This is a genomic window from Chitinophaga sp. 22308 (genome assembly GCF_052045305.1).
In the GTDB taxonomy this organism is placed as follows: Bacteria; Bacteroidota; Bacteroidia; order Chitinophagales; family Chitinophagaceae; genus Chitinophaga; species Chitinophaga varians_A.
Genome location: NZ_JBQEOP010000004.1, coordinates 398,904 through 422,966 on the forward strand (window position 1 = coordinate 398,904; position 24,063 = coordinate 422,966).

Consider the following 24,063-nt stretch of genomic DNA (forward strand, 5'->3'; position numbering starts at 1 on the left):
TTTGAAATTGATCAGTCTTTTTCTTTGGCCAGTATCTCAAAAGTCTGTTCAATTCTTTCACCATTTTCATCCACCAAAGTGATGGTATGTTTCCCCGGTGGCGGGTGTAGTGCCATCTGATGGAATTCCACGGTTTCCCCGATGAAGCTGTTGTCGAGGTGCCAGTATATTTTGGCGGCGCTATTACGGTGTGTGGCCGTGAAAATGGTTTGTCCGGCCTGACCGTTCAGTTCTGTGGGCACAAAGATGCGGGCATTAGGCCGCGGATATATCAGTTCGATCGGTGCTTTGTCCTGCCCCAGAGAGCCGATGCAGTCAGGTTTATAGGGGGGCAGTGGCGCGTAGTAGTTTTTGCTGCGGTAATAAAATTCCTGCGATGGTGGCAGGATAAACCACGCTTTATGCTGCATGAACTGCGGGGATTCACAGTTTTCTGTTACGCGCCACTGGCCGGTACGATCGAGATGTACCAGTTGATGGTAAGGGCATACACCCGAGCGGATACCTGCAACCGGTACATTGATGGAATCTTTTTCATCGCACAGTTCATTGGCCCGGTAACCGCTTTTGCGGCATATCTCCACTTTCCGGAGCTGGGCCGTGGGCGTGGTAAACCAGCTGCCGGTACGTAACAGCCTGAACACATCGAACATGACGGGGGCTGCGGTGGACACGCCGATGAGGCCGGGGCGGCCTTCTCCGTCCGCATTGCCTACCCACACGCCCACTACGTATTTGGGGGTGACGCCAATAGCCCATCCATCGCGGAATCCGAAGCTGGTGCCTGTTTTCCAGGCTATACGCTGTGAGGAAGAGAACTGTTGCCACAGCAGTTCTTCACCGGGCCGCATTACTTCCGTCATGGCTTCAAAGGTGTACCAGATGGAGCCTGCATCGAGAATGCCCTCTTTGCTTAGTCCGTATTGTGAGGGACTTTGTATGTCTGCCTGATAGTTTGGCGGATGGATATCGTCCATATCGTATTTGCCGCGGTATTGCTCGAGGTGGACGAGTGTCCGGGCCATACTGGCGTACATGCCGCACATCTCCCATAAGGTTGTTTCCCCGCCGCCAAGGATCAGTGACAGGCCGTAGTGGTCGGCTGGTTTATTGAGCGTGGTGATGCCCATTTTTTGCAGCAGTGTATGAAAGCGTTCATAGCGGTACATCTGCAGCATGCGTACCGCGGGAATATTGAGAGAGCGTGCCAGTGCGCGGGATGCCGGCACTGCGCCGTCATAGCCAAGGTCAAAGTTTTGCGGCGAATACCCGGCTATTTGCGTGGGGATGTCTGGTATCAGGGTATTGGGCAGTATCAGTCCGTCGTTGAGCATGGCGGCGTATAACACCGGTTTGAGGGTGCTGCCGGGGCTTCTTCTGGCTTGTATAATGTCCACATGGCTTTCCAGTTCCGGGTCAGCGGGATTGTAGATGTTGCCTACATAAGCGAGGGTGTTGCCTGTTTCCACGTCCAGTACCAGTACTGCCGCGTTGTTGATGCGGTTGGCTTTGTACGCGTTGTGGTACCTTTCCGCGATGGCCGTGACGTTTTTTTGCAGCGATGCTTCCACAGTGCTTTTGATGCGGGTGGGGCCATCGGATTTTTGCTGCTGGTAGTCGAGGCGGAAGCGGTCCAGCAGATGGGGCGCGTCCTGCGGCAGTGGCAGCGGCTGTTCCGGCAAGGGTTCCAGCTTGGCCAGCTGACAGGTGATGCTATCGATGGTTTTGTTGCGGTACAGTTTATTCAGCAGCTGATTTCGTTTATTCAGCAGCGTATTGCGGTTACGGCCGGGGTGTACCAGCGCCGGACTGTTGGGCAGCACTGCCAGCGCCGCCATTTCGCCCCATGACAGCTGGTCGGCTTTACGGCCGTAGTAGCGCCAGGAGGCGGCTTCCAGTCCTACCACGTTACCACCGAAAGGAGCGTTGGCAGCGTATAGTGCGATGATTTTCTTTTTGGAGGCAGCGAATTCGAGGCGGGTGGCCAGTACCGCTTCCACTATTTTCTGCCACACGGTGCGGGGTTGGTTGCGGGATATGCGGATCACCTGCATGGTGATGGTGCTGCCACCGCTGACGACTTTCTTTCCCCGCAGGTTTTGACGGATGGCGCGGCTGATAGCCAGCGGGTCTAACCCCCAGTGGTAATAAAAGCGCTTGTCTTCATAAGCGATGATACATTTCTCGAATTTCTCCGGTACGTGCGGATTATAGGGAAAGCGCCATTGTCCGTCGGGCGCTATGCTGGCGTTCAGCAGGTCGCCATTCACATCTTCCAGCACAAAGGAGGTGGGACTGGTAAACAATTGGCGGGGCAAACAAAAGTAATAGGCAATCAGTAGTATGCCGGCTGCTGTCAGCCACCATTTTCTTTTTTTACACCATTGCCTGAAGCGTTGAAATTTCATTCGTGATAACGGTATTGTCGGTTGGGTTAATGTTTTGAGGTATTAAAATTCATTCATTCTGATCTGTTCATTATCATCACCAAAATGAACAGGGTATTACATTTCCCGATACTTAAATTTGAAGCTTCATTTTTAAAACCATATCCAATTAACCCAAAAAAACTTTTTTATGACGGAGCAATTTACGGAAATAGTAACGCTTATAAAGCGTTCGCAGTATAACGCCCAAAAAAATGTAAACGTTGAAATGATTAATCTCTACTGGCAGGTGGGCGAATATATACATCAAAAGATAGCCAATGCCAGCTGGGGAGAAGGGACAATTTCGGACCTCGCGCGTTTTATTGAGACAAAACACCCGCAATTGAAGGGATTTGAAAAAAGAAACCTGTTTCGGATGCGTCAGCTGTATCAGACTTATATTGTTTATTTTAATGAAATAGTCAATGTTAAATCGGTTGGAAATCAACAAAAAATTGTGTCATCACTGATGACACAATTTACGGATATTCGTAATACGATGATTGTGCAGATCAGTTGGACCCATCATTTAACGCTGCTGACCAAAACAAAGTCCCGGGAGGAATGTGACTTCTATCTTCGTTTATGCATCCAGGAAAATTACTCTGTGCGGGAGCTGGAACGACAAATCAAAAGCAGTCTATATGAAAGGGTGCGGTTGGGACAGCAACAATCACCTGTATCAGGGAATAACATCAATACCGATGAAAGCCTCCTCTTCAGGGATAAATATGTATTCGAGTTTTTAAATCTCCCCCAAAAACATAGTGAGAAAGACTTGCGGCAGGCGCTTATCCGTAAAATCAAAGATTTTATTCTTGAATTGGGGGATGGATTCACTTTTGTGGGTGAAGAATACTGCGTGACGGTGGGCGGCATAGACTTTTATGTGGACCTGCTGTTTTTTCATCGTGACTTGCAGTGTTTAGTGGCGTTTGAATTAAAAACAACGGCCTTCTTACCCGAGTATCTTGGTAAGCTTAATTTTTATTTGACGGCGCTGGACAGAAAGGTAAAGCGGGAACATGAAAAGCCGAGTGTGGGTATTCTGTTGTGCAAAGAACAAAATGATGAAATAGTGGAATACGCGATGAACAGAAACCTGTCGCCTGCTATTATCTCCGAATATCAAACCTTTCTCCCTGATAAAAAGCTGCTACGGCAAAAGCTGCATGAGTTATTTGAAAACGAGACAGAATAGCCTGAAAAAAAAACCGCCAGCGGAGATCGCCGGCGGTTTTATACGATAGATAAACGGATTAGTTAGCGTAACCCGGATTTTGGTCGCAGAGTTTGTTAGACTCTCTTTCTGCCTGTGGAATAGGCCACTGGAAGCGATAGTTATCAGGTTTGATTTCACCGATAGCATTTTCGGCGGCCTGGTAGTCGCCTTCCCTGTTTCTGGTGAAGCCAAGGCCCCAGCGTTTCAGATCGAAGAAGCGGTGGCCTTCGTATGCCAGTTCTTTTCTTCTTTCTTCCCGGATCTGGTTGAGGAGGGTAACATCGTCGTAAGCATCAACGATGGTTCCGTCGTAGCCAGGGATACGGGCAGCGCGCAGTGCTTTCAGCAGGGTTTTGGAAACGGACTTGTCAACATAGTAGGCTGCTTCCATTTTGTTCAGTGCTACTTCCGCATAACGCAGGATTTTAGGAGCATTGCATTTTTCCTGCCAGCTGGCGTAAGCGGGGTTGCCCGGATATTTGTTGATCACATACAGGGAATCCTTTTTGTAGTTACGCACGCTGTCTTTCCGGAAGTAGATAGCTCTGCGAAGGTCGGCAGTGCTAAAGCTTTCTGCGAAAGCTTTCGGTGCGATGAAGTCCGGATTAGGTTTGTTACGGGCAACGTCGTCGGAGATCAGCCATACACCGTAGGAGAAGTATTTGGCTTCGTTGATCTCGGTGATAGCAGGTCTAAAGATGATTTCTTTGGCGCTGTTATCATCTCTCCAGACTTTCAGCAGGTTGGCGCCGGTTGTTTCATAACCGAAGGATGCTACGCTCATTACTTTATCTGCTGCAGCGATGGCCAGGTCCCACTTTTTGAAATAGAGGTATACTCTGGATTGCAGGGCAGCAATAAAATATTTGTTGACTCTGGTCATACCGGTTGCGTTATCCTCGCCGATATTGGCTGCTGCATCGTTTAGATCTTGTACGATCTGGTTATAGGTCTCCTGTACAGATTTGCGTTTATGCATGATCTCTGTAGTAGGTGCCGTAACAAATGGCAGGCCCAGCGGATCGTTCAGGTCGTATTTGCAATAGATGCGCAGCGCGTCAAACATAAACATGGCGCGTAATGCCTGGATATGTGCCTTCAGGGTTTTCTTTCTGGCTCCTACCGTTTCCGCATTTTCTCCGGAAAGCACGGGTACTTTATCGATGTTGGCAAGAAACACATTACAGCGGTGCAGGGCCGGATAAATGGTCCCCCACAGGTTTCCGGTTTCGTAGGTACCGGAGTGAATGGTCCAACGGTGAATTTCATTGTACACGTTGTTGGCCCAGGCGGAGAGGATCATGTTATCTGCTGCCAGGTCCGGAATCACCACATAGGCGCGGGCATAGTATTCAGCTTTATAGAACGTGCTGTATACACCGTTGTAAGCGATTTCGGCGCCAGCGATGCTGGTATATATCTCATCGGTAGATACGCTGGTGTTAGGAAGCTGGTCCAGCTTCTTATTGCAGGCAGACATCAGCATGGTTGCTCCCAGTGCCGCGGTCAGAAATATTTTTTTATTGATAGCTATCATTTTTTCTGTTTTAGGAAGTTCGGTAATGGATTAGAAGGTCAGGTCCAAACCAACGGTATAGGAACGGGAAACAGGATAGATGCCCAGCTCCAGGTTGTTGAAATATTCCGGATCATAACCGCTCCATTTGGTAAAGGTGAGCAGGTTGTTACCGCGGGCATATACCCGTGCACTACGGAATGCTTTAGTAGCACTCAGCAGGTTCTTAGGCAGATTGTAATAAACAGTCAGGTCCCTTAATCTCAGGAAAGACGCGTTTTCCAGGTATCTGTCGTCGAAAGCGGTGGATGAACCATATTTAGGGTATTTAGCGATATCACCTGGTTTTTTCCACATATTCTGATAGAGGTCGGCAGCGCGGTTGGTATTATACCAGGCGTCGTTGTTCCATACCAGCCAAGCACGGGTATTGTTTACGCTGTATTTATCGAGCATGTAGTTCCACTGCATGAAGATACCGATGCCTTTGTAGTTGAAGTCAAAGGTGGCGCCACCATAGTAAGGTGCGTACATGTTTTTACCATCGAGGATGGCTGCATCGCCAGCATCAAAGTTGGTGGTTTCTTTACCGTTTTTATCCAGCCAGATTTCTGTACCGTCGTCAGGATTAACCCTGGAGAAACGGTTGTATTTGAACTGTCCGCGAGGGTAGCCTACTTTTACGAGGATACCGGTACCTGTACCGAGCAGTTCGTCGCGGAAGCCATACAGCTCCGTAACCTTGTTTTTGTTGTAGGTGAAGTTACCGCTTACATTAAACGTGATGTCTTTAGTGCTGATAACGGTTGATTTGACAGAGAATTCAATACCGTTGTTCTGCATTTTGCCCATGTTGGCTTTGATGGAGCTATAACCGGTGAGGTAGGACACCGGTACGTCCAGCACCATGTCATAAGTCAGCTCACGGTAGTAATCGAGGGTAAAGGTCAGGCGGTTGTCCCACAGGCCGAGGTCTGCGCCCACGTTGAACTTACGTTTCTTTTCCCAACCCAGGTCCGGGTTGGCAGCCTGGGTAGGCACCATACCTGCCTTGCTTTCGTAACCTGCTTTGGTGGTCGTGGTGTTAGGGCTGCTGTTATTAACAGAGTTGATGCTATAGGAAGGATAAAAGCCAATATCATCGTTACCGGTCAGACCAACGCTGGCACGTACACGAAGATCGCTGATCAGCAGGTTGTCTTTCAGGAAGTCTTCATTTTTAGCGTTCCACAACAGGCCGACAGCCCAGAAGTTACCCCATTTGTTGTTGGCGCCGAATTTGGAAGAACCATCACGACGGATGGAGAGATCCGCATAATAACGGTCTTTGTAGCCATAGTTCACTGAGGCCAGTGTCGAGAACATTCTGTATTTGCTCAGGCTTCCGCTGGAAGTGCTGGGAACTGACATGGCACCGAACTCATACAACGTAGGAAATGCTGTGTTCCGTGCTGTAGTGGAGAAGTCGTAGTCGGTCAGTGCATTGTATTCGGTACCGGCTACCGCATTGATAGAGTGGTCGCCGAAGGTTTTGCGGTAGTTCAGGAGGTTGGTCCAGATAGCGTTAGACCAGCGGGAGAAACGTCTGGTGGCGTTGCCATTATCTGTGGCAGCCAGTTCAGGGGCGTTCCATGCTTTAGTAACATAATCGGAGAGGTTCATACCAAAGCGGCTGGTGAATTTCAGCTCTTTGGTAATGTTAGCTTCTGCATAGGCATTACCGATGAATTTCAGGTGGTCGTTGCTGTTGCCGGTCAGGCCCTGGCTGCGGGTCCACAGCTGGCTTCTGGCGCCGTTGTAAGCCTGGTATTGCAGGAATTTTCTCCAGCTGCCGTCAGGGTTTTTCAGGTCCTCGTAAGGCATCAGCATGTAGGCCAGCATACCCGGGTTCTGAAGGGAGTTACGGGTTTCGTTCGGGGTGGTTTCGTCCATATAACCGAGGTACATGGAAACACCGGTTTTAAGCCATTTGGTGGTCTGGTTGTCGATGGCCAGGCGGCTGGAGTAACGTTTGAAGGTATTATCAAAGTAGATACCGTCCATCTGGAAATACTCACCGGAGAAATAGATGGAAGTAGTTTCATTACCGCTTTTTACAGACAACACATGAGATTGTGTCTGGGAGGGCTTGAACACCACTTTTGACTGATTGAAGTCATTTTTCATCAGTTCAGGAATAGCCGGATCATCTGCTGCTCTTTTTCCAATGAAAACTTCATAGTCCAGGCGGTCTTTGGTGTTCATCATTTTGAACTTGGAGCGGTTGATGTCCGCATAGCCATAGAAGCCGCGATAGTCAACCTGCGGGCGGGAATTCCGGACGCCTTTTTTCATGGTCACCAGGATTACGCCGTTTGCGCCACGGGAACCGTAGATAGAAGTAGCAGAGGCATCTTTTAAGATATTGATGTTTTCAATATCGTCCGGAGCAATCAGGGCAAAGTCACTGCCGCTTACCGGTTGACCGTCTACGATGTAGAGCGGAGCAGTGCCGGAGTTGATGGAACCTACGCCTCTGAGCAAAATAACCGGAGCCACACCAGGACGTCCGCCATTCGCCATTACGTATGTACCTGCTGATTGTCCCTGCAGGTTGTGCAGCACGTTGCCCTGAGGCCTTGATTCCACTTGTTTGCCGTCTACCGTTGTGATAGCGCCGGTAATAGCGCCTCTTCTTTTGGAAGTATAACCAGTGCTGATTTCCACCTGGTTCAGTGTTTTGGAATCCGGTCCCATTTTTACGATTACATGGCTCTTTTCGCCAATGGCCATAGTAATCGTTTCGTATCCCACGAAGCTGAAAGCGAGCGTGGCGTCACCGTTCACATTGATTTTAAAATTACCGTCAACATCGGTAGCGGTGCCGGCTTTGGAGCCTTTAACGGTTACGGTTACACCGAGTAAAGGCGTACCGTCGCGTGTGTCAGTCACTTTTCCGGTCACCTGTCGTTGCTGCGCCATCATTGGCACAGCTACCAGGACCCAAAGAAAAAATAGTAGTGCTTTCTTCATAATCGGTCGATTTAGATGAAATGATAAATAGAGAAGTAGAGTATACATTTTAGACAAAGAACTTTCGCCCGGCAATCCAGTAGTGGTGCCAGTTCCTGTCGGTCACGACAATATTATAGCTTAACGAAGCCAGGTTAGACTAATAGTTGGTCATCCCATGTTCACGGTTAAATTTTAATCGTTGCACAATGATTCCGGTTGTTTTTAAACATTATATAAATGACTCAGTAAATAGTAGGAGCAAGAAAATCCCATTAACGATACAGCGGGATCTGGTGGACTGTATCATTGCAAAAACTTGGTATACCAAAGGCTGGTATCAAAGGACCCTTCTACTCATAAGCTGCTGCGTACTATTTCCGAGATTCTTTCTTAGAATATAGGCATCTGCGATTTAGAATTAGATTTTGTTTTGACTGTTGGTTGACTTTAAAAGTGACAGATTCAGAACGTGAAAATAATAAGTTATCATGATAAATGAAAGTGCAGAAATATTTTTCTTGATGAATGGTCAGTTTTTTTGTTGGGCAGCAGGTGGCTTGTTCTGCTGAGATGCAGCGTTGACGAGTGTTTGAGAGGAAACGATGAGAAGGCGATAATTTATCAAATAAATAAAAACTTGATAAGTTCTACCTGCCTGGCGGTGGTCTTCGTTTTATCATAAGCGAGATAAATAACATTGGTGGTGGCAGTTTCCCCCTTCCATATCATCTTTATTTTGCCTTCTTTCTGAAGCCCCCTTACCAGGTAATCGGCGGCAACCGTAAGCCCATCAATGGTTTCAAGCGCCTGCAGGATGGTGTTCATGTCGGGGATGACAAAGCGGGGATGGATAGCTGCCCGCTTCTTAAAATTGGTCAGCCAGAAGCGGCGAATAATGGCAAGGTCAGTACTGTAGGCCAACCAGGGCTGTTGCAGCAGCCATTCCTCTGCTTTTTCCAGTTCCTTCTTTTGGACCAGGGAATGGAATTTTTTGGTGTTCAGCGAAGTGCTTCCGGCTATGACAAAGGACTCTGTCAGTATAGGTTCAAAGACGATATCTTTCCTTTCTGTGCGTTGTGTGGCAATGACAAAATCAAGTTCACCGTTCCCCAGCTTAATCAGCAAGTCTTTAGTCAACCCAAATGACGTTATGATGTTTGCCGGAAAGGCTTTCAAACGCGGCAGCAAAACGGAATGAAATATTTCTTTCACGGTGCCCAGCCGGATGGTCGGAAGCTGCTGCTCATGGCACATTGCGGAGAAATTCGTTTCGAGCTGTTCCAGCTTTTCCAACGGCTCCACTAGTTGCGTATAAAACAATTTGCCGTGATCGGTGGGCACCAGCCTGGGCTTTCGTTCAAACAACTGCTTTCCCACATGCGCCTCCAGGGCCGATAGGTGCTGGCTCACGTTAGGTTGTGAGATAAACAGCACTTTGGACGCTGCTGTCAGCGACCCTGTCTGGTATACCGCTTTAAATGTTCTGTACCATTCCAGATTTACCATACAGTGAAGGTATAAATAATTTTATGAGGTTGATAAATCATGCTATTTTATTTTATGGCCTTCCGGAGGCCAATTTTGTAATAAAAAAAGATGAACGATCAACTAATGTTATCGCCCGAAGTGCTGGCAGCCCTGGAATTCATACAGGCTATTCCTGTTCCTGACGAAGAAGACGCCGTGCTGGCCGGCAGGAAGTTTTACGAAGGGTTTATTCCCATGGCGGGTGAACCGGAAGCATTGTTTCACATAGAAGACCGTGATGTGCCGTCAGCAGCGGGTGATATACGTATCCGCATTTACCGGCCGTCTGACGGGCCGTCATTGCCGGCGGTGCTATATTTTCACGGGGGATGGTTTAACGCAGGCAGCCTTGAAACCCACGACCGTCCGGTACGGGCGTTGGCAAAGCAATCCAACGCAGTGTTTATAGCGGTGGATTACCGGCTGGCGCCGGAGTTTCCCTTCCCGCATGGATTAAACGATTGCCGCCATGTATTGAAATGGGTAAACGAACATGCGGGCGAACTGAAGATTGACGGGGCCCGTATTGCTGTGGCGGGAGACAGCGCCGGTGGCGCGCTCGCAGCGGCAGCGGCCAGCCATGCGTTGAAAACGGCAGGTGTCCGTATCCGTTGTCAGGCATTGATTTACCCTGTTACAGATGCGTCGCTGAGCTCACCATCATGGAAGGAGTTTGCTGACGGGCCTAATCTCACTCTGGAGGGCGCCCGGTTGGCATGGGACCTGTATACGCCTTCTCCTGCAAACAGAAACCATCCTGATGCGTCTCCGGTAATGGCCGAAGAATTCACAACGGTGCCGCCTACACTGATTATTACTGCACAATATGATCCTTTGCGGGATGAAGCAGTATTATATGCGCAGAAGCTACAGGCAGCCGGTGTGGACATAAAGTTGACCGAATACACCGGTATGATACACGGCTTTTTCCAGATGGGTGGTATGATCAGCAGTGGAAAACAGGCCATTGCGGAAGTAGCCGGTTTCCTACGTCTTCATTTGTAATAGAAGGGGTGATGAAACAGATTGCATATATAGGATGCCTGGGAATGATAGGCGTTATCACCACAGAATTCGGCGTAATTGGCATCCTGCCGCAAATTGCGCGGTACTACGGCGTAGGTATTGAGACAGCCGGATTGTTGTTGAGCGGGTTTGCTATGGTCATTGCTCTGGCGGGGCCTTTCATGATGCTGCTCATGTCCCGGTTCAACCGTAAAACAGTGATGGCGGTCAGCCTGTTGCTGTTTCTGGTCTCCGGGATTGTTTCGGTATTGTCTCCCCCATTCTGGCTGCTGCTGGCAGCCAGAATGCTGCCGGCCTTTCTGCAGCCGGTTTATATCGCTACGGCGATAGCGGTGGCTACAGGTACAGCGAATAAAAAAGACCAGCATAAAATGATGGCCATCGTATTAGGCGGAATAGGTATTGCTACCATTACGACAGTGCCGTTCTCCACGTATATCGCAGATATATTCAACAGCTGGCAGGCATCGTTTGTGGTGCAAGGCATAATCAGCCTGACGGCATTATGTTGTATATGGTTTGCGTTGCCAGCGATGCCGGCGAAAGAAAAACAATCTGTCGGCCAACATCTTATTATTCTTCGGAAGCCTGCTTTTCTTATCAGTTCGGTCATGGTGTTTTTGATGAACGCGGCCATGTTTACCACGTACGCTTATTTCGCGGATTACCTGGAAAAGGTGACCGGCATGGGCCCTGGTCTTATCAGTGGCATGTTGTTGCTGTTTGGCGTGATGGGCGTGGCGGGCAACTTTGTGGCGGGAAGGTTATTGAGCAATAGCCTTACAGGGACAACAGCCACCTTCCTCGCGGGCCTGACGGCCATAGCTGCAGGTATATATTATGCAGGACCGTTTTCAGCAATGACGCTGCTACTGATAGCGGCATGGGGGTTTCTGCATACGCCCTGCTTTCTGACCGGGCAGGCGTATATGATTAGCTATGCTCCTGAAGCCCCGGAGTTTGCCAACAGCCTGTCTATCTCCTTTGGCAACCTGGGGATAGCTGTTGGCAGCTTGTCGGGCGGATGGATTATCCGCGAATATGGAGTGCAGCATACCCCCTGGGGAATGGGATTGTTTGGTGTGGCGGCTTTGAGCCTGGTGTTGCTTCAATGGTATAAGGGAGAAGAGCCTGCGGAGCAAATGATGCTTGAGAAATGACAGCTTGTTTTCTGAAAACAAAATGGCCATCTCTTTGGGGAGATGGCCATTCGTATGTCGAAATATATCGGTCCTATTTCACTACCTCTACCCATTTGCCTGGTGAAAAAGCGTGGATGGTATTGTCATACATCGCCTCGCAGGAAACCGCCGGGAGATAATACCGGCCCAGGTAAGAAGCATTGAGCAACACATTGTACGTGTGTGTTTTGGTTTCTTCCAGGTTGAAGTAAGTATATACCCTGTCATCACGTATATCCATATACGTAGCTGGCGACGAGTGGAAGGAGCTGTCGTTGTCCATGAGGCGGGTGTTAAGGATTTCCCATCCTGACGGGAATATTTGTGACAGGGCCATCTGTTCGTAGTAGCCGCGTTTGCCCGGATTTTTGATGGTCACGGTGGCCATGAAATCGCTGCCTTGTTTCAGTGTCGCAGGGTCCAGCGGTTTGCCGTCACGGGTACTATAGCGCACCTGAAGGTCCAGTATTTCAGGGTTGTTGCTGGCCACCGGTTCCTGTCCGGCTTCCGGCTGGCCGCGCAGAATGAGGCGTACATAGAGTACGTTTTGTCCGTTGTTCTGAAGGCTGATATTACCCTGTGAGCCGTTGAAGGTGACAGGTACCTGTGCTACGTATGATTGACCGTTTATAGTCCCTTTGGCGCCATTGAGCGTGTAACTGAGATTGATTTTGCTGCTGCCTTTGTTGCTGCCGCAGAATTTAGCGATCGAGATCAGTGCATATGCCGTGGTTTGTGTGCTGTACCACTGGTCGTTTTGGGACAGATTGAAAGCGATATGTTTCACCAGTTCATTGGCGCGGTTGCGCTGGCCCAGGATGGTGAGTGTTTCCAGGATCATCGCTTTGTCGCGCAGATCAGAGCCGAAGGTGCCGCCCAGCTGGTTGTATGGTTTTACTTCAATGCTCAGTTTTTGTACCAGTGAGTTGGCCACTTCTGGTTGACCGGCCAGTTTGTAGGCTGCTGCCAGTCTCCATTTGGCGGCCGTGGACAGGAACTGGAATTCCTTCAGCCTGTTCATGGCGCCTACTTCCGGTACTTTGGCGAGTGCCAGCAGGTATAGGCGGTACGCCTGTGTAAGATCGCCGCCATAGAAGTTCTGGGTGTTGGGCGCCCAGGTGGTGGCTTTGTTACGCTGGTATTTTTTCCATTGGTCCAGCAGGCCTGGCGGCAGTGTATAGCCTTTGGCTTGTGCTTCGAGCAGGAAGTGACCGGCATAGTTGGTGCCCCATTCATCGGACTGTGCCTGGCCCGGCCAGTAAGAGAGGCCGCCGTCGGAAGTCTGGAAGCCTTTGAGCCTGTTGACACCGGCTTTTACGTTGCGGTCTATTTCTGCCAGCTGGCTTTCTTTCAGGTCCATCAGCTGGTTCAGCACCAGTTGCGGGAACACGCCGGAAGTGGTTTGTTCGATACAGCCATGCGGGTAATCTATCAGGAATTGCAGGCGTTTGCCGAGGTTAAGCGACGGAATAGTAGATACTTCCAGCACGCCGGAGTTGGTGCCGGCCATGCCTACAGGACTAAACGGTGTGCTCCAGCTTTTGCCGGCTTCCAGCGTATAGTCTGCCACGTTAGTGATCACCGGGTTGGGGTTGCGCACGTTCATTTCAATGGCCTCTTCCGCCCTTTCTGCGCCACTGCTGGCGGTTACCTTGATTTTCGCGACACCGGTCTGCGGTTTCACTTTCACATCGAAGTACACCATCTGTTCGCCCGGTTGCGGGAAGGTCACGGTCTTGGTACTTTCCCCTACCACTTCCAGCAGCGGACTGGTGCTGATGGTCACATTGGCAGAACGTACCGTAGGCTCAAGACCGAAGACGGTAACCGGCACCTGTATGGTTTCTGACGGGCCTAATACACGTGGTGCGGTGGTCAGCAGCATCAGCGGCTTCTTCACGGCCACGGCTTTTTCGGCAAAGCCGTAGGCGCCGTCCTGTCCGGCTACCACCATCGCTTTGACGGAGCCGATGTACGGCGGCAGCTTGAATTTGTGAGTTTGTTTCTGGCCTCCTTTAAGATAGAAAGGCCCCATGTATTTCACGACCGGTTTAAAGCGGTTGGCTTTAGCGGCGCCGGCGTTTTTATTCAGGCCTTCGTCACCACCGATGCTGAGGATACGTTCCAGGTCGGAGCCATATGCGCCGACTACGTAGTCGAACAGGTCCCATGTTTTTACGCCGAGTGCTTCACGGGCATAGAAGGCGCTGTGCGGGTCCGGTGTTTTGAAACGTGTCAGGTCCAGCAGGCCCTCATCAACGATGGCGATGGTATATGTCATGGGTTTACCGTTGCTTTCGCTGACGGTAATATTGGCTTCTGATTCAGGCTTCAGTTTATCGGCCATGCTGATCACCGGTTTCAGGATAGTGCCCGGGTCTTCCACGGTGATGGGGATAGTGCCATACATGCGGATCGGCAGGTCGTTGACAGTTTGTGCATGCGGTTGCAGCAGGGTAACGTTGACGTATATATTGGGCGTCATGTTCTTTTCCGCCTTGAAACGGAAAGTTGTTTGTCCCTGCTGGGTGTTGATCCAGAAGGTTTTGAGCACCTTGCTGCCGGACTCGATACTGATCAGGCCTCTGCCGCCGGCACTGCTGGGTATGGTAAGGTTGATGTCCTCTCCTGCCTTGTAGTGCTGTTTGTCGGAGGTGAACACGAGCATGGCCGCTTCTGCGGGGTTTTCTTTCTGCATGCGCTGTGCCCATCCCGGCCAGTCGATATATACGGACTTACCGGAGGTATGGCCGCTCTGCAGGTCTTTAACCCGTACGAGGTAACGGCCCCAATCAGGCTGGTTGATACGCAGCGGCCATTGGCCTTTACCATTGGTAACGGTAACGGTTTCTTTGGTCAGCAGCTGATTGTAGCTGTCCTGTGTGAAGTTGGAGTATTCGTCTTCTCCTCCGTCCCACCACCATCTCCAGCGTACTTTGTATACTTCTACCTGTACTTCGCGGGAGCCGGCGATGAGGTTGCCTTTATCGTCTACATCTACGATTTCCACGTTATGTGTCTGGTCGGTGAGCAGCATGCCGGTGGTGCGGTCGCCCTCTGGCAGCCGCAGTCCCACGTAGGAGGTGAACGGATTGTATGGCATGGAGAAGTGGTCGATGCTGAAATCGCCACCTGGCTCAAATACTTTTACTTCGAAGTTGGCTTTTAACTGTCCCGGTGCCAGTTTACCGAGTTGGATATCGGCTTTCACGGGTGCCGTGCCGGTTTCGCTCAGCGGGCCTTCGAAGATGGTTTTGTTTTCAGTTTCAAAATGTGTTACCGGGTCATCAAATGTAAAGCCGGAGTAGTTTTTGAAGCTGGTGGATGCCTGTACCAGCGATACGTCCACTTTGGCTTTCAGGTGCTGGGCGGTGGCGCCGAACATCCACATGGCCGACAGGGTGCCGGTGGTACCGGATTTAGACAGGGCGGTGTTGGCGCCGAAGTCCATTTTTATTTTCAGCCTGTTGGGCTTCACGGTTTCTATGCGCACATTTTTCTGGAAGGTGGCGCCACCTACTTTCACTTTCGCTACCCAGCTGCCGGTTGGATCTTCGGGTTGGGTGGCGGTGGCGAAGCTATAGAAGCCGTTCAGGTTTTCGTGCTGGTTGATGCGTTTGTACAGCTGGCCTTTAGGGTTGTACAGTTCCAGTGTTACCGGGTGGTCTGCGGGAAGCTTGTCATCTTTGTCTTCCAGCATAAAAGTCAGGTAGATGGAATCGCCGGGGCGCCATACGCCTCTTTCTCCATAGAGGAAGCCTTTGATGCCGCTCTGTACTTCTTCGCCCTGTACATCGAAACGGCTCAGGGGCAGGGAACTTCCGTCATCCAGTTTCAGGTAGCCTCTTTCGTTGTCTTTCTTCGCGATCAGCAGGTAAGGCTTGCGTTTCAGATCGAACGTAGCCAACCCTTCACCATCACTTTTGGTTTTGAAGATCACCTGGTTTTGATAGTCGAGCAGTTCCAACTCTACGCCGGTGAGCGGTTTGGTATCGCGTATGTCCGTTACCGCTACCAGCATGCTGTTGTTATTGCCTCTTTTGGCGATCAGGCCCAGGTTGGAGCAGATCACGTTACGGGATGCCCATTTGTCTTTGTTATAGTAGGAATTGGAGCAGGCGTCGTTGCGGCGGGTCCAGTTGTAACCATAAGGATAGTAGCTATCGTAACGGTTCCAGAAGTCATCGTCGTCATCCAGCTTTTGGCCGCTGCCGTAATATTCACTTTCATCCATTTCACCTTCTTCTTCACCCTCTCCGCTGCTGGTACTGGTGCTGTCGGATTTTTTCACTTCCGTGCAGGCCGTAAGCGAATAGGCTTTACGGAAACCAATGGTGATACGGTAAATGGCGCCTGGTTCGGTGCGGAGCAATTTATCAAGGTCCAGGAAGAAGCGGTTTTTCTTGTGGAGGTTAACGGATTTGTCGGTATCGAGGCGAATGGTTTTTTCGACGACAGGCTTGCCTACACGGCGCAGCTCCACGTCGCCGTTAAGGTTGTTCTGTTGCAGGTATTGCGGAACGTTGTTTTCGTATATTTTGATGATGGTGACGTCTACCGCGTTGAGGTTGACCGCTTCAAACGGCATCACCAGTTTATTGCTTTCGGGGAGGATCACACCTTTGCCCGGAATCGTTACGGCGGGCAGGGTGTTTTCGAAATTCACATTGGCGCTGTAGGACTGGCCGAGGCGTTTGTCGGTGATATTGATCACGCCTTCGTTGATCACTACATTATAGCTGCCTTCCAGGCGAACGGGCACATATACCTTTACTTCGCTGCCATCGATGGTATAGCGGAGATCGCCCTGGCCGCTGATGCCGATAAGGCCTTCCAGGCTTTGGGCTACGCTGACTGGGTCGGAGAACTGTACCAGCAGGTGCTGTTCGGGGTCAGACATCGCTTTTACGTCGAGCACTTTGAAATCGCCTACGGCGGGAACTTCCACTGTTTTTTTGCCACTGTTGTCCACTTTAAGGGCGGAGCCGTCCCAGCTGATTTCAAGGTTGCGGGCTATGTTGCCGCGTTCTATGTTCGCGATCGTGAATTTCGACGTACGGTCGGCAGCGTTATGCTGCCAGGTAACGGGCAGCGTTTTGCCGCCATAGCGTGCGGTGAGCAGTTTTTCGATGGACTGTGGGCTTTCCACATCGGCGGTATATACGGCGCCGGTATAGGTCATCTTGTCCAGTGTGGTATTGGTACTGGCTTTCAAACCTAACATGTCAATCGAGAAAGATGGTTTGATGACTTTGAACTCGAAATCGAAGGATTTCAGGTCAGAAGGCACATCCATGATTTTGCCCAGTTTAAAATTGACCTGGTAGGTTTTACCTGGCTGCAGATTCTCATCGGGCCGGAATTCGATAGTGGTGGCGTCTACCCAATAAGACTTCCCTTTGATGGAAGGGGAAAAATCGAACACCTCTTTATCGAGTTGTTCATTCTGGGTATGCGTTACGTTTACCTGCCCTGCCAGTTGAACACGGATAGGGCTTTGTTTGGAGATAATACCGGCGGTATAGGCGTCAATATACTTCGCGAATCCGGGGTTCATCTCTTTTTTTGTGGTCCGGCAGCCGCTTATCAGCGACAATGCCACCAGGGAAACAAATAATGCTACTACAGCAAATAGCCGTTTTGTTGGGTGCATCAGGAATGGATTATGGTGATTAACGATTCCCGACGAAGATCGAACTATTTTTTTAATTTATGTATTGAAATATTTGGTTATTTGAAATACCGGCAAGGTTTTCAAATAACCAAACAGTCTTCTTTTTAGTAATTAAAAACTATATCATTTTGCCGTTGGCAAGACGCATAAACTTATCTACACAGTCAGGTAATTCTTCTTCATAATGCGTTACATAGATCAGCGTGACAGGCATATGGTCGCACAGCATCTCGATCACTTTTTTGAAGTGTTGTTTCTGTTGCTGGTCCAGGCCCTGGCATGGCTCGTCGAAGATCAGCAGGGGTGGATTTTTAACGAGGGCCCTGGCCAGCAGGCAAAGGCGCTGGGCGCTTTCAGGCACCTGTTTGAATGGAGATTGCTGGTGTTCCTCGATCTCCAGTATTTCCATCCATGCTTTGGCGATATCGGCCTGTTCGGGAGTAGGTTGCCTGGTGTTACCGATAATATCGGAGAAGCCGGAGCATACCACGCGCAGACAGTTATCACGGGAAGTAAAGTACTGGTGCAGTTCCGGAGATACGAAGCCGGTTTTTTTCTTGATGTCCCAGATGCTCTCACCACTGCCGCGGCGGCGGTCAAACAACCATAGTTTGTTGGCATATGCCTGTGGATTGTCACCATTGATGAGGCTTAGCAGGGTGGATTTACCGGCGCCGTTATGCCCGAGCAGCGCCCATTTTTCATTCGGTTTTATCGTCCAGTTGATCTGGTCGAGGATCACGTTTTCCCCATATTTCACCCGGACGTCCTCCATGCGCACGATGGTTTCGAAGCGGGGCGGCTGATGCCGTTGCAGGATATCGGCTATTTTCTGTGCTTCCATGGCCGGTAGCGGCAGATCAGGCACTTCGGGCAGCGGCAGCTGCACAAACTCACTACGTGTATACTTGCCCGTGATGGCGCCGTTTTCCAGCGTCAGCACATGGGTAATGTGTTCCGGTATTTCAGTCGGCGTGGTGGCCAGCAGCACCGTTGTGCCATTGCGGATGATCTCATTGATCATTTCGGAAAAATCTTTCCGGGTTTGCACGTCCAGCCCGATGTAGGGATTGTCGAGCATAAGCAGCTGCGGTTTTTGCAGCAGTGCCCGCGCGATCATGACGCGGCGTGTTTCTCCGTTGGACAGCTTAATGAGCCTTTTTTCCATCAACGGCGCTATTTTCAGCGGTTTTACCAGGTCGGGCACTTCCGTAAGCCCGAGGTATTCGGTAACAGTGGGGGAATTGTCGGCGTCCATACTGTTGAACCGCTGCTGATAGTAGAAATCGGTGGTGGTATTGGAGAGGTTCCGGAAAGTATGGTGATGCCCTACCAGCGCTATCAGGTTGCGATAGTTGAAGTATGGGTCGGTAACGGTGTTTTCCTTTCTCCAGTCCTCATAAAAGTGATGGTGGATACCGCCGTTGATAACATTGAATTTACCGAGAATGGTATTGAGAAGGGCAGTCTTGCCGGAGCCACTGGGGCCTGTAATGGCCCATTGTTCGTGCTGTTGTATTTCCCAGTTGAGGGTGTTGAAAAGTGTTTTGTCGAGATATCTTACAGTGATATGTTCCAGTGAGAGGAAAGGGTGTTTTGTTTCTTCCATGATTTCCTGATTGGGCTAAGAGGCATTAATATCACTTATAAAAATAACAGGAATATTGAAAGCTTCCGTTATTTTTATGATAAACCGGCATACGATGAACTGGAAAATTAAAGCATTTGACGAACTGACCGTACAGGAACTGTATGATGTGCTGCAATTACGCAGTGAGATATTTATAGTAGAGCAGAATTGCGCTTATCAGGACCTGGACAACGCTGACCAGAAAGCGTTGCACCTCATGGGGCGTAACGAAGATGGCCGGTTGGTGGCATATACCCGGTTGTTTGCACCGGGGATCAAATATACGGAGGCTTCCATTGGAAGGGTGATCACGTCATCGCTGGTGAGAGGCTCCGGTGCGGGCCGCCTGCTGATGGAAAAATCCATTGCTGCGGTGGAAGAGGCGTACGGGAAAGGACCGATTAAGATTGGCGCGCAACAATACCTGCACCGCTTTTATACATCACTGGGTTTTGAACAGACCAGCGATACGTATATGGAAGATGGTATACCGCACATCGAAATGGTGCGACCCTGAAAATCAATTACAAATTACGAATTACGAATTACGAATTGAGGGCTGCTTTACAAAACGGTTACTTACTAACCTTTCTATAGAGCAGCCCTCAATTCGTAATTCGTAATTTGTAATTCGTAATTAATTTATTATTTCTTCTTTTTGTTTTTATCGTTCGCCGGCAACTTTACATGTTGGGTTATCTTGTAGAGCGGGAACAGGTATGATACCGTGTACTGCATATCGAACACGGATTTTTTGGAGCCGCTGCCGAAGCCGGGAATGACCAGCGGTGTAAACTCATCAGACTTAACATTATTGATCATAATGCGTTCGTGCAGGCTCCAGCTCAGGAAGAAGTTTTTCAGCACTTCCGCTTTGAGTCCCAGCACCAGTTCCACCCAATGGGCATTGACGCTGGTTTTGGGTATGGAACCGGTAAGGTCGTTGCCCCAGTAGCTGCTGGTGATCTTATAGGTGGGCACTTCGTAGGTGAGGTGTGAAAATCCGTACCGGATACCGCCGAAGAACATATTTTTCTCTGACGGGTACAGTCTTTTCATGAAGTTATAATCTATCCCGAGGGTGATAAAGGCGCCGCTGCCCTTATAGGTGTAGTTGGCGTCACTGTAGGGCGTATTGGTATATCCTACTTCCGCCGCTGCGTACAGATCGCTGTTGAGGCGCAGGTCGGCCACGGCTGTCCCTTCCTTGCGGTAGGGATAGTAGATAGACGTCACGATGCGGCTCAGGTCCAGCCCCACGCGGAGGCCACCCTGCATATGTACGACACTGTCCTTCACGGGCATAATGACCGTGGTGTCCTTCGCCGGTTTACGGGTAGTATCTGTTTTGGCAGCGGTTTTGGCGGCTGCCGGTTTGGCCGGTGTCTGTGCCTTTGCGGCGAGGCCAATCAGGATACTACTGATTAAAGAAAAACAAAGTAAGGTGCGTATCATTACTGCTGGTGACTGCCTTTGAGTTAATAACTACAGAATCGATGGTGTTTTTGGTAGCGATAACGGTATCCAGTGTAAAGGTGGTGCCGAATCCGCAGCCCGGGGATATAAATTTTTTAGTACGGGTGTACTTAAATTTAAGCGTGTCCGGTGTCAGGGTGGAATCTACCCGCAGAAAGAAGGTGCAGCTGTCCGATACGGGAGAAAAGGGCAGGAAGATTTCCTTCAGCGGTTTTATTTTGTAGATAGAGTCCCTGTTAACGCCATTATCGATGGCATACACGGTCACTTTGGGCATGATGGTGTCGCGCACGTTGTGCAGGATGGTATCGCCTACCCTTAGGAGGGAGTCACGCTGAAAACGCACGTGAAAATCCGCCCGGAGCGTTTGGTCGCACACCTTGGTTTCATTCTCACAGGCGAGCATGCCGATTAGCACGGAGCAGGTGAGTAATATCTGGTATAACGTTCTCATTACTTGATTTACGGTTGGCAAGATATTAAATTCCCAGCTCCTTTTTGAGGAATCGGGCGGTATGGCTGTCTTTACAGGTGCTCACCTGTTCGGGCGTACCGGTACAGAGGATAGTGCCGCCGCCGGCGCCGCCTTCGGGGCCGAGGTCCACAATGTGATCGGCCATTTTGATCACATCGAGGTTGTGTTCTATCACCAGTACGGTATTGCCGCGGTCCACCAGCTTGTTCAGCACTTTGAGCAACAGCACGATATCCTGGAAATGCAGTCCTGTGGTAGGCTCGTCAAGGATATAAATGGTTTTGCCGGTATCCTTTTTGGAAAGCTCCGTTGCCAGTTTTACCCGCTGCGCTTCGCCACCGGAGAGGGTTACGGCCGACTGGCCGAGGGTGATATAACCCAGGCCTACATCCTGCAGCGTTTTAATTTTGCGGTGTATCCATGGAACGGCCTGGAAGAATTCCACTGCTTCGTCTACTGTCATGTCCAGCACGTCGGAGATGGATTTGCCTTTGTAGCGTATCTCCAGTGTTTCACGGTTGTAACGGCGGCCGTTACATTTTTCGCAGTGCACATATACGTCCGGCAGGAAGTTCATTTCAATCACGCGCATGCCACCGCCTTCACAAACATCGCAGCGGCCTGTTTTCACGTTAAAAGAGAAACGGCCGGCGTTGTACCCGCGGATTTTGGCTTCAGGCACAGAGGCAAAGAGGGTGCGGATATCGGTAAAGAAACCGCAGTAGGTGGCCGGGTTGCTGCGTGGCGTACGGCCAATGGGCGACTGGTCTATCTCGATCACTTTGTCGATATGCTCCAGGCCTTTGATGCTTTTATACGGCATGGGCACCGCTTTGGAATCATAGGCGTGTTTGGAGAGTATCGGGTACAGTGTTTCGTTGATCAGGGTGGATTTGCCACTACCGGAAACGCCTGTCACGCAGATGAAAGTGCCGAGCGGCAGCTTCACGCTGACATTTTTGAGGTTGTTGCCGGTGGCGCCTTTCAGTTCAAGGCTGTTGCCGTTGCCTTTGCGGCGTTCGGCGGGTATTTCCATGGCACGTTTACCATTGAGGTAACCGGCGGTGGGCGTATTAAGTTTCAGTATCTGGTTGGGAGTGCCCTGTGCAATGATCTGGCCGCCGTGTTTTCCGGCGCCGGGGCCGATGTCCACCAGGTGATCGGCGTGCAGCATGATGTCTTTGTCATGTTCCACCACGATCACGGTGTTACCCATTTCGCGCAGGTTGCGGAGGGCGTCGATCAGTTGCATATTGTCGCGCTGGTGCAGGCCGATACTGGGCTCATCGAGGATATAGGTGATGCCCATCAGCTGGGAGCCTATCTGCGTGGCGAGGCGGATACGTTGTGATTCGCCGCCGCTGAGCGTGCGCGTGGGCCTGTTAAGCGTCAGGTAATTGAGGCCAACGTTGAGCAGGAACCCAAGGCGTTCCCGTATTTCTTTCAGGATGTCTTTGGCGATGGCGTTTTGTTTTTTCTCCAGCCGCTCTTCGATGTTCCGGAACCAGTTCAGCAGGTGGTCGAGGTCCATGTTGCCCAGTTCGGAAATATTTTTCTCGTCTATTTTGAAGAAGAGGCTTTCCTTTTTGAGGCGGGTGCCGTTACATTCCGGGCAGGTGCTGAGGGCCATAAAACTTTCGGCCCAGGCGCGCACGTGGTCGGAGCTGCTGTCATTGAAATAGCGGCGCACGGTATTCACCACTCCTTCAAATTCTGTGGAGTATTTGGTGGTGTCCGAACTTTCGTCGAAAGAGAGGTCTACTTCCAGTTTCCCGTTTTCGTCGCCAAACAGCAGCACGTTACGGGCTTTGTCGGGGATAGCGGAGATAGGTCCGGTGAGGGAGAATTTATATTTTTTGGCCAGCTGCTGCACCTGTTTGTAAGTGAAGGTGTCCCTGGCTTCGCCCAGTGGTTTGAGTCCGCCGCTTTCGATGGAGGCGCTTTCATCGGGGATGATGGCGTCCATATCGATCTGGTAGATGGTGCCGAGCCCTTTACAGCGTGGGCAGGCGCCATAGGGCGAGTTAAAGGAGAAGGTGTTGGGCGATGGTTCCTCATAGGAGATGCCGGTATCTTCACACATCAGTTGTTTGCTGTACTGGCTTACCTTGTTGGTATCGTTGTCCATGACAAACAGCAGGCCTTTGCCCATGGTAAGGGCTTTCTGCACGCTCTGGCTGATGCGGGTGCGGGCGTCGTCCTGAACCTGTACGCGGTCTATCACCAGTTCGATGTCGTGGATTTTGTAGCGGTCCACCTGCATTCTTTCTTTCAGGTCGAGTATTTCGCCGTCTACCCTTACTTTGAGATAGCCCTGTTTACGTACCTGTTCAAACAGTTCCCGGTAGTGTCCTTTACGGCCGCGCACCATGGGAGCGAGGATGACAAGTTTCTTTTTAGGATAGTGTTTGAAGATATGTTCGAGTATCTCTTCTTCCGAGAAGCGCGTCATGCGCTTGTTGGTATTGTAGGAGTATGCCTGTCCTGCGCGGGCGAAGAGCAGTCGCAGAAAGTCATAGATTTCTGTGATAGTGCCTACCGTTGAGCGCGGGTTTTTATTCGTCGTTTTTTGTTCTATGGAGATAACGGGAGACAGACCGGTGATTTTGTCCACATCGGGTCTTTCCATGTCGCCGATAAACTGGCGGGCATAAGCGGAAAAACTTTCCATGTATCGGCGTTGTCCTTCAGCGTAAATAGTATCAAAAGCCAGGGAGGATTTTCCACTTCCGCTGATGCCGGTGATGACAACCAGCTTATTTTTGGGCAACTGCAGGTCGAGGTTTTTCAGGTTATGCTCCCGTGCGCCAAATACTTCAATCTGGTCATCTGCCGTGATTTCCGGAGCGGGGGCAGCGGTTACATTCTCTTTTTTCTTTGCCATAATATTAAACTACTAAGCTACGCCATAAT

Annotated in this window: 13 protein-coding genes; 4 read left to right on the forward strand and 9 right to left on the reverse strand. The window is 50.3% G+C overall.

Annotated features, from left to right (window positions below):
- Window positions 1-11: 11 nt before the first annotated feature.
- Window positions 12-2,408, reverse strand: a complete 2,397-nt coding sequence (pbpC, locus tag ACTJJS_RS17760) for a penicillin-binding protein 1C (protein WP_440664680.1) — start codon at window positions 2,406-2,408, stop codon at window positions 12-14.
- 169 nt (window positions 2,409-2,577) lie between these two features.
- Here pbpC and ACTJJS_RS17765 point away from each other — a divergent pair, with 169 nt between their 5' ends.
- The gene (locus ACTJJS_RS17765) at window positions 2,578-3,630 is read left to right on the forward strand and encodes a PDDEXK nuclease domain-containing protein (protein ID WP_440664681.1); all 1,053 of its coding nucleotides are present in this window, start codon (window positions 2,578-2,580) and stop codon (window positions 3,628-3,630) included.
- A 58-nt stretch (window positions 3,631-3,688) separates the two neighbouring features.
- Here the strand turns inward: ACTJJS_RS17765 and ACTJJS_RS17770 are convergent, their stop codons facing one another.
- The 3 genes from ACTJJS_RS17770 to ACTJJS_RS17780 all read right to left on the reverse strand — a co-directional run bounded on the left by ACTJJS_RS17770 (window position 3,689) and on the right by ACTJJS_RS17780 (window position 9,667).
- The gene (locus tag ACTJJS_RS17770) at window positions 3,689-5,188 is read right to left on the reverse strand and encodes a RagB/SusD family nutrient uptake outer membrane protein (protein ID WP_440664682.1); all 1,500 of its coding nucleotides are present in this window, start codon (window positions 5,186-5,188) and stop codon (window positions 3,689-3,691) included.
- Between the two features lie 30 nt (window positions 5,189-5,218).
- A complete protein-coding gene (locus tag ACTJJS_RS17775; RefSeq protein WP_440664683.1) occupies window positions 5,219-8,179 on the reverse strand; it encodes a SusC/RagA family TonB-linked outer membrane protein in 2,961 nt (986 codons plus the stop codon).
- Between the two features lie 603 nt (window positions 8,180-8,782).
- Entirely contained in the window at window positions 8,783-9,667 is an 885-nt protein-coding gene (locus ACTJJS_RS17780; RefSeq protein WP_440664684.1) for a LysR family transcriptional regulator, read from the reverse strand.
- A gap of 90 nt (window positions 9,668-9,757) precedes the next feature.
- Between ACTJJS_RS17780 and ACTJJS_RS17785 the strand changes: the two genes are divergently transcribed.
- Window positions 9,758-10,693 (forward strand): alpha/beta hydrolase, encoded by a 936-nt coding sequence (locus tag ACTJJS_RS17785; protein WP_440664685.1) that lies wholly within the window; start codon window positions 9,758-9,760, stop codon window positions 10,691-10,693.
- 11 nt (window positions 10,694-10,704) lie between these two features.
- Window positions 10,705-11,874: an MFS transporter gene (locus tag ACTJJS_RS17790; protein WP_440664686.1), complete on the forward strand. Its 1,170-nt coding sequence runs from the start codon at window positions 10,705-10,707 to the stop codon at window positions 11,872-11,874.
- A gap of 73 nt (window positions 11,875-11,947) precedes the next feature.
- Here ACTJJS_RS17790 and ACTJJS_RS17795 read toward each other — a convergent pair whose 3' ends face one another.
- Both ACTJJS_RS17795 and ACTJJS_RS17800 read right to left on the reverse strand, forming a co-directional pair.
- Entirely contained in the window at window positions 11,948-17,548 is a 5,601-nt protein-coding gene (locus tag ACTJJS_RS17795) for an alpha-2-macroglobulin family protein (RefSeq protein ID WP_440664687.1), read from the reverse strand.
- Between the two features lie 139 nt (window positions 17,549-17,687).
- Window positions 17,688-19,178 carry an ATP-binding cassette domain-containing protein gene (locus tag ACTJJS_RS17800; protein WP_168870348.1) on the reverse strand — a complete coding sequence of 497 codons (1,491 nt, stop codon included), beginning with the start codon at window positions 19,176-19,178 and terminating at the stop codon, window positions 17,688-17,690.
- Between the two features lie 94 nt (window positions 19,179-19,272).
- Here ACTJJS_RS17800 and ACTJJS_RS17805 point away from each other — a divergent pair, with 94 nt between their 5' ends.
- Entirely contained in the window at window positions 19,273-19,716 is a 444-nt protein-coding gene (locus ACTJJS_RS17805; protein WP_440664688.1) for a GNAT family N-acetyltransferase, read from the forward strand.
- Window positions 19,717-19,844: 128 nt separating this feature from the next.
- Here the strand turns inward: ACTJJS_RS17805 and ACTJJS_RS17810 are convergent, their stop codons facing one another.
- From ACTJJS_RS17810 to uvrA, 3 genes are read right to left on the reverse strand one after another with little or no spacing between them, the layout of a single operon-like run.
- Window positions 19,845-20,654 carry a DUF6048 family protein gene (locus ACTJJS_RS17810; RefSeq protein ID WP_440664689.1) on the reverse strand — a complete coding sequence of 270 codons (810 nt, stop codon included), beginning with the start codon at window positions 20,652-20,654 and terminating at the stop codon, window positions 19,845-19,847.
- Window positions 20,617-21,129: a DUF6452 family protein gene (locus tag ACTJJS_RS17815; protein WP_168870345.1), complete on the reverse strand. Its 513-nt coding sequence runs from the start codon at window positions 21,127-21,129 to the stop codon at window positions 20,617-20,619. Before ACTJJS_RS17815 ends, ACTJJS_RS17810 begins: the two co-directional genes overlap by 38 nt.
- Window positions 21,130-21,154: 25 nt before the next feature.
- Window positions 21,155-24,034 carry an excinuclease ABC subunit UvrA gene (gene uvrA / locus ACTJJS_RS17820; protein WP_168870344.1) on the reverse strand — a complete coding sequence of 960 codons (2,880 nt, stop codon included), beginning with the start codon at window positions 24,032-24,034 and terminating at the stop codon, window positions 21,155-21,157.
- Window positions 24,035-24,063: the final 29 nt, after the last annotated feature.